Source organism: Microbacterium sp. zg-B96, assembly GCF_030246865.1.
Taxonomy (GTDB): domain Bacteria; phylum Actinomycetota; class Actinomycetes; order Actinomycetales; family Microbacteriaceae; genus Microbacterium.
Genome location: NZ_CP126738.1, coordinates 945806 through 958528 on the forward strand (window position 1 = coordinate 945806; position 12723 = coordinate 958528).

At 68.2% G+C, this 12723-nt stretch carries 15 protein-coding genes; 13 read left to right on the top strand and 2 right to left on the bottom strand.

Features of this window, described 5'->3' with window-relative positions; all coding sequences use genetic code 11:
- Positions 1 to 36 precede the first annotated feature (36 nt).
- On the bottom strand, positions 37 to 975 hold the full coding sequence (gene cysK / locus QNO11_RS04220) for a cysteine synthase A (RefSeq protein ID WP_257509480.1): 939 nt from the start codon (positions 973 to 975) through the stop codon (positions 37 to 39).
- A gap of 148 nt (positions 976 to 1123) precedes the next feature.
- On the opposite strand from cysK, the gene prmC reads away from it, so the two are divergent.
- The 13 genes from prmC (at position 1124) to QNO11_RS04285 (ending at position 12166) form a co-directional block, all read left to right on the top strand.
- The gene (gene prmC, locus QNO11_RS04225) at positions 1124 to 2011 is read left to right on the top strand and encodes a peptide chain release factor N(5)-glutamine methyltransferase (protein WP_257509481.1); all 888 of its coding nucleotides are present in this window, start codon (positions 1124 to 1126) and stop codon (positions 2009 to 2011) included.
- Between the two features lie 38 nt (positions 2012 to 2049).
- Positions 2050 to 2760, top strand: coding sequence for an L-threonylcarbamoyladenylate synthase (locus QNO11_RS04230; protein ID WP_257509482.1), 711 nt, complete (start codon positions 2050 to 2052; stop codon positions 2758 to 2760).
- The gene (locus QNO11_RS04235) at positions 2757 to 3911 is read left to right on the top strand and encodes an MraY family glycosyltransferase (RefSeq protein ID WP_257509483.1); all 1155 of its coding nucleotides are present in this window, start codon (positions 2757 to 2759) and stop codon (positions 3909 to 3911) included. Before QNO11_RS04230 ends, QNO11_RS04235 begins: the two co-directional genes overlap by 4 nt.
- Positions 3908 to 4396 (top strand): Cg1360 family ATP-synthase-associated protein, encoded by a 489-nt coding sequence (locus QNO11_RS04240; protein WP_257509484.1) that lies wholly within the window; start codon positions 3908 to 3910, stop codon positions 4394 to 4396. Before QNO11_RS04235 ends, QNO11_RS04240 begins: the two co-directional genes overlap by 4 nt.
- Positions 4397 to 4521: 125 nt before the next feature.
- Entirely contained in the window at positions 4522 to 5328 is an 807-nt protein-coding gene (atpB, locus tag QNO11_RS04245) for a F0F1 ATP synthase subunit A (protein WP_257509539.1), read from the top strand.
- 43 nt (positions 5329 to 5371) lie between these two features.
- Positions 5372 to 5608, top strand: coding sequence for an ATP synthase F0 subunit C (gene atpE, locus QNO11_RS04250; protein ID WP_019181238.1), 237 nt, complete (start codon positions 5372 to 5374; stop codon positions 5606 to 5608).
- A gap of 28 nt (positions 5609 to 5636) precedes the next feature.
- On the top strand, positions 5637 to 6188 hold the full coding sequence (locus QNO11_RS04255) for a F0F1 ATP synthase subunit B (protein WP_257509485.1): 552 nt from the start codon (positions 5637 to 5639) through the stop codon (positions 6186 to 6188).
- Positions 6188 to 6979, top strand: a complete 792-nt coding sequence (locus QNO11_RS04260; RefSeq protein ID WP_257509486.1) for a F0F1 ATP synthase subunit delta — start codon at positions 6188 to 6190, stop codon at positions 6977 to 6979. Before QNO11_RS04255 ends, QNO11_RS04260 begins: the two co-directional genes overlap by 1 nt.
- Positions 6980 to 7042: 63 nt before the next feature.
- The gene (gene atpA / locus QNO11_RS04265; RefSeq protein ID WP_257509487.1) at positions 7043 to 8683 is read left to right on the top strand and encodes a F0F1 ATP synthase subunit alpha; all 1641 of its coding nucleotides are present in this window, start codon (positions 7043 to 7045) and stop codon (positions 8681 to 8683) included.
- A gap of 20 nt (positions 8684 to 8703) precedes the next feature.
- The gene (locus tag QNO11_RS04270; RefSeq protein ID WP_257509488.1) at positions 8704 to 9606 is read left to right on the top strand and encodes a F0F1 ATP synthase subunit gamma; all 903 of its coding nucleotides are present in this window, start codon (positions 8704 to 8706) and stop codon (positions 9604 to 9606) included.
- A gap of 20 nt (positions 9607 to 9626) precedes the next feature.
- Positions 9627 to 11072, top strand: a complete 1446-nt coding sequence (gene atpD / locus QNO11_RS04275) for a F0F1 ATP synthase subunit beta (RefSeq protein WP_257509489.1) — start codon at positions 9627 to 9629, stop codon at positions 11070 to 11072.
- Between the two features lies 1 nt (position 11073).
- The gene (locus QNO11_RS04280; protein WP_257509490.1) at positions 11074 to 11334 is read left to right on the top strand and encodes a F0F1 ATP synthase subunit epsilon; all 261 of its coding nucleotides are present in this window, start codon (positions 11074 to 11076) and stop codon (positions 11332 to 11334) included.
- A 79-nt stretch (positions 11335 to 11413) separates the two neighbouring features.
- Positions 11414 to 12166 carry a YaaA family protein gene (locus QNO11_RS04285; RefSeq protein ID WP_257509491.1) on the top strand — a complete coding sequence of 251 codons (753 nt, stop codon included), beginning with the start codon at positions 11414 to 11416 and terminating at the stop codon, positions 12164 to 12166.
- Here the strand turns inward: QNO11_RS04285 and QNO11_RS04290 are convergent.
- Positions 12163 to 12663, bottom strand: coding sequence for a DUF4282 domain-containing protein (locus QNO11_RS04290; protein WP_257509492.1), 501 nt, complete (start codon positions 12661 to 12663; stop codon positions 12163 to 12165). The two genes, QNO11_RS04285 and QNO11_RS04290, sit on opposite strands and share 4 nt — an antisense overlap.
- Between the last annotated feature and the right edge of the window lie 60 nt (positions 12664 to 12723).

Sequence of the window (12723 nt, forward strand, 5' to 3'; positions counted from 1 at the left end):
AGGCGCAGGCAGCGTGGATCGCCCGCGCCTGGCCGGTCACTCTTCGCGCAGGTGCTCGTACAGCGGCGTCGAAAGGTACCGCTCGCCGAACGACGGGATGATCACGACGATGTTCTTGCCGGCCGCCTCGGGGCGCGCGGCGACCTGCAGGGCGGCCCACAGTGCCGCACCCGACGAGATGCCGGCGAGGATGCCGTCCTTCACGGCGACCTCGCGCGCCGTGGCGATGGCGTCGGGGAACTCCACATCGATGACCTCGTCGATGACGCCGCGGTCGAGGATCGCCGGGATGAAGTTGGGGCCGATGCCCTGGATCTTGTGCGGGCCGGGGGTGCCCTTGGTCAGCAGCGGCGAGTCGGCCGGCTCCACAGCGACGACCGTCGCCGTGGGCACTCGCTCCTTCAGCACCTGGCCGACGCCGGTGATGGTGCCGCCGGTACCGATGCCGGCGACGAAGTAGTCGACCTTGCCGTCGGTGTCGCGCAGGATCTCCTCCGCGGTGGTCTTGCGGTGGATCTCGACGTTCGCCTGGTTCTCGAACTGCCGGGCCAGGATTGCGCCGGGGGTCTGTGCGACCAGCTCCTCGGCCTTCGCGATCGCGCCCTTCATGCCGCCGGCGGGGTCGGTGAGGACCACCTCGGCGCCGTAGGCCTTCAGCAGCAGCCGGCGCTCGATCGACATCGACGACGGCATCGCCAGGACGACCTTGTAGCCGCGGGCAGCGCCGACCATCGCCAGTGCGATGCCGGTGTTGCCGCTGGTGGCCTCGACGATGGTGCCGCCGGGAGGCAGCTCACCGGAGGCCTCGGCGGCGTCGACGATGGCGACACCCAGGCGGTCCTTGACGCTGGAGGCGGGGTTGTAGAACTCGAGTTTGGCGAGCACCGTACCGGGGAGACCCTCGGTGATGCGGTTGAGCTTCACGAGGGGAGTGTTGCCGAATGCGCTCGTGATGTCGGGATGGATGCCGGACATGGTCTGCCTTTCGTGCGGGTCGGAGGACCTCCCGGCTACGCGGGAGATCGTCGCCCCAGCCTATGTCGCCACCGTTGCGGGGTGGCTTTTGTGACGACCTTTGCAGGCGTGCACCCAGCATGCCGGGCGTCTAGGCTGGAGCCCGCTCATGCCCGATTCCCGCCCTGCATCCCAAGCCCGCAGCGTCACCGAGACGCTGCGCGCCGCCACCGCCCTCCTCCAGCGCGCGGGGGTGCCCTCCGCCGACGTCGACGCGGAGCTGCTGCTGGCGCACGTGCTCGACCTGCGACGCGGCGAACTTCACGCCGCTGCGGTGCGCGGGGACGTCGTGACGGATGCCGCTGCATCCGTCTTCGCCGACCTGCTCGCCCGCCGCGCCGCGCGTGAGCCGCTGCAGCACCTGACCGGCCTCGCCCCCTTCCGTCACCTCGAACTGCGGGTCGGACCAGGCGTGTTCGTGCCCCGCCCGGAGACCGAGACCGTCGCGCAGATCGCAATCGACGCGCTCACTGCCGCGGCCGCGGCAGAACCGGTCGCCGTGGACCTCGGCACCGGCAGCGGGGCGCTCGCGCTGGCGATGGCGACCGAGGTGCCCCACGCGCGGGTGTACGCGGCGGAGAACTCCCTCGACGCATTCGTGTGGGCCAAGGAGAACTTCCGCGTCGTGGGCGCGGCGAACGCCCACATCGCGTTCGCCGACCTGGCCGACGCGTTCCCCGAACTCGACGGCACCGTGTCGGTCGTCGTCTCCAACCCGCCCTATGTGCCCGACGCGGCGATCCCGCGCGATCCGGAGGTGCGTGACTGGGATCCGCCGGCAGCGCTGTACGGGGGAGCGGACGGGCTGGATGTCGTACGCGTCATCAGCGGCGTCGCGGCTCGGCTGCTTCATCCGGGCGGAACCCTCGTGCTCGAGCACGGCGAGTGGCAGGGCGAACCCATCCGCGAACTGCTGACCGCAGACGGGTGGCGGGCGGCGGCGACCCATCGGGACCTGACGCTGCGCGACCGCGCGACCACCGCCGTGCGGGCGTAGCCGGGACCTTCCGCCGGCGCCGGTAGACTGGTTCGGTCATGTCCCCTGTTTTCGACAGTCGCGACGATGCCCAGCTGCTGCCCGGACTGCGCCAGGCACGCCAGGCGATCGCCCGCGGTCAGCTCATCGTGCTGCCCACCGACACGGTGTACGGCGTCGCTGCCGACGCCTTCAGCCCGGCCGCCGTCGCGCGGCTGCTGGCGGCGAAGGGCCGTGGCCGCCAGTCGCCGCCACCCGTGCTGGTCCCGGGATTGTCCACCCTGCGTGCCCTCGCGGCGGAGGTCCCGGAGGCAGTGGAACGACTCGTCGAGGAGTTCTGGCCCGGCGGACTGACGATCGTGCTTCCCGCCCAGCCATCGCTGTCGTGGGACCTCGGCGACACATTCGGCACGGTGGCCGTTCGGATGCCCGCGGACCGCATTGCGCTGGAGATGCTCGAGGAGTGCGGCCCGCTTGCGGTGTCCAGCGCCAACCTGACCGGCAAGGCGGCCGCCGTCGCGATCGACGAGGCCATCGACATGCTCGGCGACAGCGTCGCGGTGTATCTGGATGCCGGCACGCGTGAGAACGGCATCCCCTCGACCATCGTCGATGCGACGGGGCTCGTGGGGGAGGGTGAGCCGGTCGTGCGGGTGCTGCGCGAAGGCGTCATCGACCGCGCGCGACTTCGCGCGGTGCTCGGCGACCTGCTGGAAGCGGACCCCGACGAGGCGAACGACCCCGGCGCGGCGGTCGGCGGCACGGCGTGAAGCAGTACATCTTCATCATCATCCTCACCGCGGCTCTCGCATTCGTCTTCACGTGGGCGGTGTGGCGGCTGAGCCTGCGGTTCAAGCTGTATCCCGGCATCCGCGAGCGTGACGTGCACAAGACGCCGACCCCGCGCCTGGGTGGCATCGCGATGTTCCTCGCGATCGTCGTGGCGTTCGCCGTCTCGTCGTTTCACCCGGACCCCCGATTCGCGAGCTTCTGGTCCGATCCCGCGCCGTGGGCGGTGCTCGCCGCGACGACGCTCATCGTGATCGTCGGTGTCGCCGACGACCTGTGGGACCTTGACTGGACCATCAAGCTCGGGGCGCAGTTCCTCGCCGCCGGCATCGTCGCCTGGTTCGGGGAGCTGCAGATCTACACGCTGCCGATCGGCGGCATCACCGGGTTCTCCTCCACCGTCAGCTTCGTGCTCACGATCTTCTCCATCGTGATCGTCATGAACGCGGTCAACTTCATCGACGGACTCGACGGGCTCGTCGCCGGCGTCGCCCTCATCGCCAACGCCGTCTTCTTCGCCTACGCCTACCTGCTCATGCGCGACACCGGCCAGGCGACCTACTTCACGATGGCATCCTTCATCGCGGCGGTGCTCATCGGCGCGTGCATCGGCTTCCTGCCGCTGAACTGGAGTCCGGCGAAGCTGTTCATGGGGGACTCGGGCGCCCTCATGATCGGTCTGCTCATGGCGTGCTCGGCCGTGTCGATCACCGGATCGCTGGACCCCGCGCTGCTGACCGACCCCGACCAGTTCGGCAGGTCGCAGCTGCTGGGTGCGTTCATCCCGATCCTGCTGCCGGTGGTGGTGGTCATGCTGCCGCTGCTCGATTTCGGCATGGCGGTGCTCCGCCGGATGCGCGCTGGAAAGTCCCCGTTCTCACCCGACCGCAAACACCTGCACCACCGCATGCTCGACATGGGCCATTCCGACCGTGACGCCGTCGTCATCTTCTATGCATGGACCGCGGTGGTGAGCCTTTCCGTGCTGCTGATGTACATCGGCACCACCGCGGATTGGCCCGGCCAGTACCTGCCCGGTGTCGTCTTCGGTCTCATCGGCGGCGCGGCCTGCCTCGTCGTCACCCTCACCCCCGCCCGCCGCGTCTCACGCGCGATTCAGGAGTCACCATGACCCCCAGCCCGGTATCCAGCACCCCGCTCCTGCGCACCACCCTGGTGTGGTCCGCGGCCGTCACGGGGGTTCTCGCCGTCATCGGTGCCTTCATCGGCTACGCCGTGGGTGGCGCCGAGGGACTGTGGAGCGCTCTGGGCGGTATCGTCCTGGCGTTCGTCTTCCTCGGCATCACCGGAGCGAGCATCCTCATCGCCAACCGCTGGTACGGCGACGCCCTCTACGTGCCGATCTTCTTCGCCATCGTGCTCGGCGGGTGGATCGTGAAGTTCGGCGTGTTCATCGTGGTGCTGCTGGTGCTGCGGGGCCAGCCGTGGCTGAATCCGACCGTCTTCTTCGTCGCGCTCATCGTCGGAATCATCGCGTCGCTGATCATCGACGTCATCGTGATGTTGCGCATGCGGATCCCGCACGCGAGCGACGTCAGGCTGCCGAATGCCGGTGAGATCGACGACCCGGCCGACGGACCCGCCGAGCGGATTTGAGTCCGCCCTAAGTTTGATAGTGTTGACAAGCGCCCGCCCCGCCCCTCACGGAGTTCTTGCGGAGTGACGCTCATCGACCATCGTCGCACCGGCCCTGTGCCGGCGCCCCGAAGCTGGAGCCCGCGCTGTTCATTCACGCTGCGACACTGATCGCCCCCACCGCTGACGAAGGCGGATTCCACGGACCCTCGATCGACGAGTTCTTCCCGGATGCCGTCTTCCAGTTCGGTGACCTCGTCATCAACCGGATCCACCTGATCCAGTTCCTCGCCACCATCGCGATCGTCCTGATCCTCTGGCTCGGCACCCGTCGCATGACAGTGGTCCCCGGACGGTTCCAGAGCATCGTCGAGATGGGCCTGGACTTCGTTCGCGTCAACATCGCCGAAGACCTGCTGGGCAAGAAGGACGGCCAGCGGTTCCTGCCGATCCTGACCACCATCTTCTTCATGGTGCTGTTCATGAACATCACGGGAATCATCCCGTTCCTGAACATCGCCGGCACCGCCATCGTCGCTGTCCCGATGCTGCTGGCCGTGGTCAGCTACGTGACCTTCATCTACGCCGGCATCAAGAAGAGCCCGAAGAACTTCTTCAAGAACGCCCTCTTCCCCTCCGGCGTGCCGTGGCCGATCTACATCATCGTCACGCCCATCGAGCTGATCTCGACCTTCATCATCCGGCCGGTCACGCTCACGCTCCGACTCCTCATGAACATGATGGTCGGGCACCTGCTGCTGGTGCTGTTCTTCGCAGCGACGCAGTTCTTCCTGCTCGACATGGGTGGCTGGTGGTCGGCACTGGCAGCGGGTTCGCTCGCCTTCGGCTTCGTCTTCACCCTGTTCGAGATCCTGGTGGCTGTCCTCCAGGCCTACGTCTTCGCCCTCCTGACCGCTGTCTACATTCAGCTTGCGGTCGCGGAAGAGCACTAAGCGGGTCGGCTGAGCGCCGCCCATAACCGAAAGGAAAACCCCCGTGGACGCAACTACGGTTCTCGCTGAGCTGAGCGGCAACGTCGCGACGATGGGCTACGGCCTCGCCGCTATCGGTCCCGCCATCGGCGTCGGCATCGTCGTCGGCAAGACGATCGAGGGTGTCGCCCGTCAGCCCGAGCTCGCAGGTCGCCTGCAGGTCCTGATGTGGATCGGTATCGCCTTCACCGAGGCGCTGGCCTTCATCGGCATCGCGACCTACTTCATCTTCACCTCCTGATCGCCCCCACCAGACCTAAGGAGACAGGATGCTGAATGCTCTTGTCGCGTACGCCGCGGAAGAGGGCGCTGCGCCCAACCCTCTCATTCCCGCGTGGTACGACATCATCTGGTCGGCCGTCTGCTTCGTCGTCATCCTCTTCGTCGTGTGGAAGGTCGCCCTTCCCAAGATGAAGACGCTGCTCGATGAGCGTGCTGCCGCGATCGAGGGAAACATCGCCCGTGCGGACGAGGCCCAGCGCAAGGCGGAGGCTGCTCTCGAGCAGTACACCGCTCAGCTGGCCGCGGCCCGCAAGGAAGCCGGCGAGATCCGCGACGCCGCCCGCGAGGACGGCAAGAAGATCGTCGCCGAAGCGAAGGATGCCGCCTCCTCGGAGGCAGCACGGCTGACCGCCGCCGCGCACTCGCAGATCGAGGCAGAGCGCCAGACGGCTCTGGTTTCGCTCCGCAACGAGGTGGGCACTCTCGCCCTCGACCTCGCTGGCGGTGTGATCGGCGAAACGCTGTCCGACGACGCGAAGGCTCAGGCTGTCGTTGACCGCTTCCTGGCCGACCTCGAATCCTCTGAGGCGTCCAAGTAATGGGCAGCGCGACCACTCAGGCCCTCGCGGCGACGACGTCGGCGCTCAGCGCCGCGTCGGCGGTCGACCTGGGCGTGGCCCGCGAGCTGTTCGTCGCGGCGCGCACGCTCGGCGACTCGTCGCAGCTGAGCGGCGCGCTGGCGGACTCCTCCGCGGCACCCGCCGCGCGGGCGAACGTCGTCTCGCACGTGTTCGGGTCGTCGTTCCAGCCCACCACGGTGTCGCTGCTGACCACGGCTGTCCAGCAGCGGTGGTCGTCGGCTTCGGATCTCGTCGACGGGATCGAGGAGCTCGGCATCCGAGCCGCCGCGATCGCGGAGCCGGGCACCGACATCGACGGTGAGCTGTTCGGGGTGTTGCGCACAGTCGCTGCGAACCCCGAACTGGAGCTCGCCCTGGGCAGTCGCCTCGGTGATGCATCGGCGAAGGGCGCGCTCATCGAGACCGTCCTCGCCGGGCACACCAGCGAAGCGACCACCCTCATCGTCTCCGCAGCTGCGCAGCAGCCGCGGGAACGTCGGGTGCGTCAGCTGCTCGGCCGGGCCATGCGCCTGGTGGCGCAGCAGCGGGGGCGCACGGTGGCCACGGTCATCGCGGCACGGCCGCTGGGCGCGGCCCAGACCGAACGACTTTCCGTTGCACTGGCGGGGCGCTACGGCACCGAGGTCTCGCTCAACGTCGTCATCGACCCTTCGGTCGTCGGCGGCGTGCGCATCGAGATCGCGGATGACGTCATCGACGCCAGCGTCGCCAGCCGACTGCACGACCTGCGCCAGAAGCTGGCCGGATAGAGCTTGCCGCTTTTCTAAGCGGAGATTTCGGGGCTGAACGGCCCCATGACACGAAGGAAGACCATGGCAGAACTCTCCATCAGCCCCGACGTCATCCGTGACGCGCTGAAGGACTTCGTCGCCGCGTACGAGCCCACCGGGGCCGCGGCGACCGAGGTCGGCACCGTCATCGACGCCGCCGACGGCATCGCCCACGTCGAGGGACTTCCCGGCGTCATGGCGAACGAGCTCGTCCGCTTCGGCGACGGCACGGCCGGCCTCGCGCTCAACCTCGACGAGCACGAGATCGGTGTCGTCGTCCTCGGCGACTTCTCCGGCATCGAGGCCGGTCAGCAGGTCACCCGTACCGGTGAGGTGCTCTCGGTGCCCGTCGGCGACGGCTACCTCGGCCGCGTCGTCGACCCGCTCGGCAACCCGATCGACGGCCTCGGCGCCGTCGCTGCGGAAGGCCGTCGCGCCCTCGAGCTGCAGGCGCCCGGCGTCATGCAGCGCAAGAGCGTGCACGAGCCGATGCAGACGGGCATCAAGGCGATCGACGCCATGATCCCCGTCGGCCGCGGTCAGCGTCAGCTGATCATCGGTGACCGCCAGACCGGCAAGACGGCCATCGCGATCGATACGATCATCAACCAGAAGGCCAACTGGGAGTCCGGCGACGTCAACAAGCAGGTGCGCTGCATCTACGTCGCCATCGGCCAGAAGGGCTCCACGATCGCCTCTGTGAAGGGCGCGCTCGAGGATGCCGGAGCGATGGAGTACACCACCATCGTCGCCGCACCCGCGTCGGACCCCGCCGGCTTCAAGTACCTCGCCCCGTACACCGGCTCGGCCATCGGCCAGCACTGGATGTACGGCGGCAAGCACGTCCTGATCATCTTCGACGACCTGTCGAAGCAGGCTGAGGCCTACCGCGCCGTTTCGCTGCTGCTGCGCCGCCCGCCGGGCCGTGAGGCTTACCCGGGCGACGTGTTCTACCTGCACTCCCGTCTGCTCGAGCGTTGCGCGAAGCTCTCCGATGAGCTCGGTGCCGGCTCCATGACGGGCCTGCCGATCATCGAGACGAAGGCCAACGACGTGTCGGCCTACATCCCGACCAACGTGATCTCGATCACCGACGGCCAGATCTTCCTGCAGTCGGACCTGTTCAACGCGAACCAGCGTCCGGCCGTGGACGTGGGCATCTCGGTGTCCCGCGTCGGTGGTGATGCCCAGGTGAAGTCGATCAAGAAGGTCTCCGGCACGCTGAAGCTCGAGCTGGCGCAGTACCGCTCGCTCGAGGCGTTCGCGATGTTCGCGTCCGACCTCGACCCGGCTTCGCGTCGTCAGCTGGCCCGCGGTGCGCGCCTGACCGAGCTGCTCAAGCAGCCGCAGTACTCGCCCTACCCCGTCGAGGAGCAGGTCGTCTCGATCTGGGCCGGAACCAAGGGCAAGCTCGACTCCATCGAGGTCGAGGACGTGCTGCGGTTCGAGCGCGACCTGCTCGATTACCTCAAGCGCAACACGTCGATCCTCGACACCCTGCGCGAAACCAACGTCCTCGACGACGACACGGCGGCTGAGCTCGAAAAGCTCACCGACGCGTTCGTGCTCGAGTTCCAGTCCGGCAAGGGCCTGGCGATCGACCACCCGGGTCACGAGGAGTTCGCTGCTGCGGACGCCGAAGACGTGAACCAGGAGAAGATCGTCAAGGGTCGCCGGGGCTGACGACTCAGTAGGGATAGCCAATGGGCGCACAACTGCGGGTCTACAAGCAGAAGATCGGTTCTGCTCAGACGACCAAGAAGATCACGAAGGCGATGGAGCTCATCGCGGCTTCGCGCATCCAGAAGGCGATGGCGCGCGTGCGCGCGTCGGCGCCCTTCGCGCGAGCCGTCACGCGCGCCGTCTCCGCGGTCGCGACGCACTCCAACGTGCACCACCCCCTCACCACGGAGCGTCCGGTGATCCGCCGCTCGGCGGTGGTCATCTTCGCCTCCGACCGGGGCCTGGCCGGCGCCTTCAACTCCCAGATCCTGCGCGAAGGGCTCGAGCTCGCCGAGCTCCTGCGCTCGCAGGGCAAGGAAGTGTCGTACTTCCTCATCGGTCGCCGGGCGGTGGGCTACTTCCAGTTCCGCCGCATGGAGGCCGCAGGGGAGTGGACCGGTGACACCGACACTCCGCACTTCAACACCGCGGAACTGATCGCGGGCGCCCTGCTGGACGCCTACGACCGCGGCGGCGAAGACGGTGGCGTGGATGAGATCCACCTCGTATACAACCGTTTCGTCAGCATGATGACTCAGACCCCCGAGCGCGTGCGACTGCTCCCGCTCGAGGTCGTGGAGGCAGCCGAAGAAGCGGTGCCCTCCGGTCAGGTGTACCCCCTGTACGAATTCGAGCCGAGCCCGGAGGTCGTCCTGGACGCCCTCCTGCCGGTGTACGTCCAGAGCCGCGTCTTCAACGCCCTCCTGCAGTCGTCGGCGGCCAAGCACGCCGCGACGCAGAAGGCGATGAAGTCGGCCAGTGACAACGCCGACAAGCTCATCACCGACTACACCCGCCTGCGCAACAACGCGCGACAGGCAGAGATCACGCAGCAGATCGCCGAGATCGTCGGCGGCGCCGACGCTCTGGCGTCGGGCAAGTAATTCCACCGAAAGAGAAGACAATGACTCTCACCGCACCCGAGGCCACCACGGTCACCGGCCGCGTCGCGCGCGTCACCGGCCCGGTCGTGGACATCGAGTTCCCGCACGACTCGATTCCGCCGGTCTACAACATGCTGAAGACCACGATCACGATCGGCGACGAATCGAACGAGATCACGCTCGAGGTCGCTCAGCACCTCGGCGACGACCTGATTCGCGCCATCGCCCTCAAGCCCACCGACGGCCTCGTCCGCGGCCAGGAGGTGCGCGACACCGGCGGGCCCATCACGGTCCCCGTCGGCGACGTCACCAAGGGCAAGGTCTTCAACGTCACCGGTGACGTGCTCAACGGCGCACCCGGCGAGAAGATCGAGGTCACCGAGCGCTGGGGCATCCACCGCAAGGCGCCGAACTTCGACCAGCTCGAGTCGAAGACCACGATGTTCGAGACCGGCATCAAGGTCATCGACCTGCTCACCCCGTATGTGCTGGGTGGAAAGATCGGCCTGTTCGGCGGCGCCGGTGTCGGCAAGACCGTCCTCATCCAGGAGATGATCCAGCGCGTCGCGCAGGACCACGGCGGTGTGTCGGTGTTCGCCGGTGTCGGCGAGCGCACCCGTGAGGGCAACGACCTCATCCACGAGATGGAAGAAGCCGGCGTCTTCGAGAAGACCGCCCTCGTGTTCGGCCAGATGGACGAGCCGCCGGGGACGCGTCTGCGCGTGGCCCTGTCCGCGCTGACGATGGCGGAGTACTTCCGCGACGTGCAGAAGCAGGACGTGCTGTTGTTCATCGACAACATCTTCCGCTTCACGCAGGCCGGCTCCGAGGTCTCCACGCTGCTGGGCCGTATGCCCTCGGCAGTCGGCTACCAGCCGAACCTCGCCGATGAGATGGGTGTGCTCCAGGAGCGCATCACCTCCACGCGCGGTCACTCGATCACCTCGCTCCAGGCGATCTACGTCCCCGCCGACGACTACACCGACCCGGCCCCGGCGACGACCTTCGCCCACCTGGACGCGACGACCGAGCTGTCGCGTGAGATCGCGTCGAAGGGTCTGTACCCCGCCGTCGACCCGCTCACCTCGACCAGCCGCATCCTCGACCCCCGCTACATCGGGGACGAGCACTACCGCGTGGCCACGGCGGTCAAGCAGATCCTCCAGAAGAACAAGGAACTGCAGGAGATCATCGCGATCCTCGGTGTCGACGAGCTGTCGGAAGAGGACAAGGTGGTCGTCTCGCGCGCCCGCCGCATCCAGCAGTTCCTCTCGCAGAACACCTACATGGCCAAGAAGTTCACCGGCGTCGAGGGCTCCACGGTCCCGATCAAGGAGACCATCGAGTCGTTCGGCGCGATCGTCAAGGGCGACTTCGACCACGTGGCCGAGCAGGCCTTCTTCAACGTCGGCGGCATCTCCGACGTCGAAGAGAAGTGGGCGCAGATCCAGAAGGAGAACGGCTGACATGGCGCTGACCGTCAGTCTCGTCTCCGCTGAGGCGGAGGTCTGGGCAGGTGAGGCGAGCCTCGTCGTGGCCAAGACCGTCGAGGGTGAGATCGGCTTCATGACCGGCCACGAGCCCGTGCTCGCGATGCTGGCCGAAGGCCAGGTGCGCATCACGACCGTCGATGGAACCAAGATCGTCGTTGACGCGCGCGAGGGCTTCCTCTCGATGGAGGGCGACGACCTTTCGATCGTGGCCGGCCACGCCGCAATGGTCTCCTGACCGCTGTCACCGCACGAATGCACCGAATGAGCATGCTCTTCGGTGCATTCGTGCGTTCTCCCGCGGATCGGGCCGCCGCATGCTGATCCTGCTGCCACCCTCGGAGACCAAGCGGGCAGGCGGCGACGGTGCGCCGATGGAGGCCGCCACGCTCGCCCTGCCGCAGCTGGCACCCCAGCGCGCTGCGGTGGCCGATGCGCTCATCGCCCTGTCGGCCGACGAGGACACCGCGGCGCGCGTGCTCAAGCTCAGCGCGAGGCAGCGCGGCGAGGTGGCCGTCAACGCCGGCCTGTGCACCTCTGCGGCCATGCCCGCGATCGACCGTTACACCGGCGTGCTGTACGACGCACTCGATGCGGCATCCCTCGACGGACCCGCCCGGCGCTGGCTGGGCGCACACGTGCTCATCCACTCGGCACCCTTCGGCCCGGTTTCCGCGCTGGACCCGATCCCCGCCTACCGGCTGGGTGCGCAGGCCTCGCTCCCCGGGCTGCCGGCGCTGCGGCGCGTGTGGGCGGTGCCGGTGTCGGCCGCGCTCGCGGATGCCGCGCCGTCGTTCGTGCTCGATCTGCGGTCCGAGGCCTACGTCGCGCTCGGTCCGGTGCCCGCCGGGGTCGACAGCGCGTACGTGCGTGTCGTCTCCGCCGGCGCTGACGGCACCGTGCGGGCGCTGAACCACTTCAACAAGCGTGCGAAGGGCGACCTCGTCCGCCGCCTCGCGCTGGACCGGCCGCGGATCGCCTCCCGCGCGGGTTTCCTGCGCTGGGCGCAGGACGCGGGACTTCGGACAACAGCCGGCGGCGGCACCGGCGAGCTGGAGCTGTTCGCCTAACGCCCCAGGTGCTCCGCGGTGCGCTGGGTGTTCTCCGCGATCGCGATGAGTGCGACGACCGCCTCGATTGCGAACCGCAGCACGACGACGGCCAGGAACGCGGCGATCGGCACCACGATCAGCGTGGAGACGATCAGCGCCACGCCGCCGCCGACGTTGACGAACGGCGGCACGAGCATGCCGATGCCGAGGATCAGGCCGCTGAGGAAGTAGTACACGAAGCCGATCGCGATGGCGATCAGCCCCACCACGTAGAACGCGCTTGCGAGCCGGCGCGTGATGAACGTGCGGAACGAGATGTCGAACAGGGCGCGAAGGAAGCCGCGGCCCGCGTCGGCGGGGGCTGCGGCGGACGTCGGCACGCCGGTGTCGTCGGGGTCGGCTGCCGGGTCGTAGCCTGCCGTGCCGGTCGGCCTGGTGGATGCTTGAGCCGCCGCCGCAGCGGCGGCGGGCTGGGTGGGGCGCGGGGGCACGGGTGGCAGTTCGGCGTCGCTCATCGGGCTCTCCTGGTTCGTCGGTGGCTGGCGCCAGGCTAGCGCGGCGTCGCATGGGGGGGC

What these genes read in the sequence shown, in the direction of transcription:
- QNO11_RS04240 (WP_257509484.1), top strand. Translation starts at nt 3,908, where the DNA reads ATGACCCCCAGCCCGGTATCCAGCACCCCGCTCCTGCGCACCACCCTG.
- QNO11_RS04280 (WP_257509490.1), top strand. Translation starts at nt 11,074, where the DNA reads ATGGCGCTGACCGTCAGTCTCGTCTCCGCTGAGGCGGAGGTCTGGGCA.
- QNO11_RS04285 (WP_257509491.1), top strand. Translation starts at nt 11,414, where the DNA reads ATGCTGATCCTGCTGCCACCCTCGGAGACCAAGCGGGCAGGCGGCGAC.
- QNO11_RS04255 (WP_257509485.1), top strand. Translation starts at nt 5,637, where the DNA reads ATGCTGAATGCTCTTGTCGCGTACGCCGCGGAAGAGGGCGCTGCGCCC.
- atpD (WP_257509489.1), top strand. Translation starts at nt 9,627, where the DNA reads ATGACTCTCACCGCACCCGAGGCCACCACGGTCACCGGCCGCGTCGCG.
- atpA (WP_257509487.1), top strand. Translation starts at nt 7,043, where the DNA reads ATGGCAGAACTCTCCATCAGCCCCGACGTCATCCGTGACGCGCTGAAG.
- QNO11_RS04260 (WP_257509486.1), top strand. Translation starts at nt 6,188, where the DNA reads ATGGGCAGCGCGACCACTCAGGCCCTCGCGGCGACGACGTCGGCGCTC.
- QNO11_RS04230 (WP_257509482.1), top strand. Translation starts at nt 2,050, where the DNA reads ATGTCCCCTGTTTTCGACAGTCGCGACGATGCCCAGCTGCTGCCCGGA.
- QNO11_RS04270 (WP_257509488.1), top strand. Translation starts at nt 8,704, where the DNA reads ATGGGCGCACAACTGCGGGTCTACAAGCAGAAGATCGGTTCTGCTCAG.
- QNO11_RS04290 (WP_257509492.1), bottom strand. Translation starts at nt 12,663, where the DNA reads ATGAGCGACGCCGAACTGCCACCCGTGCCCCCGCGCCCCACCCAGCCC.
- prmC (WP_257509481.1), top strand. Translation starts at nt 1,124, where the DNA reads ATGCCCGATTCCCGCCCTGCATCCCAAGCCCGCAGCGTCACCGAGACG.
- cysK (WP_257509480.1), bottom strand. Translation starts at nt 975, where the DNA reads ATGTCCGGCATCCATCCCGACATCACGAGCGCATTCGGCAACACTCCC.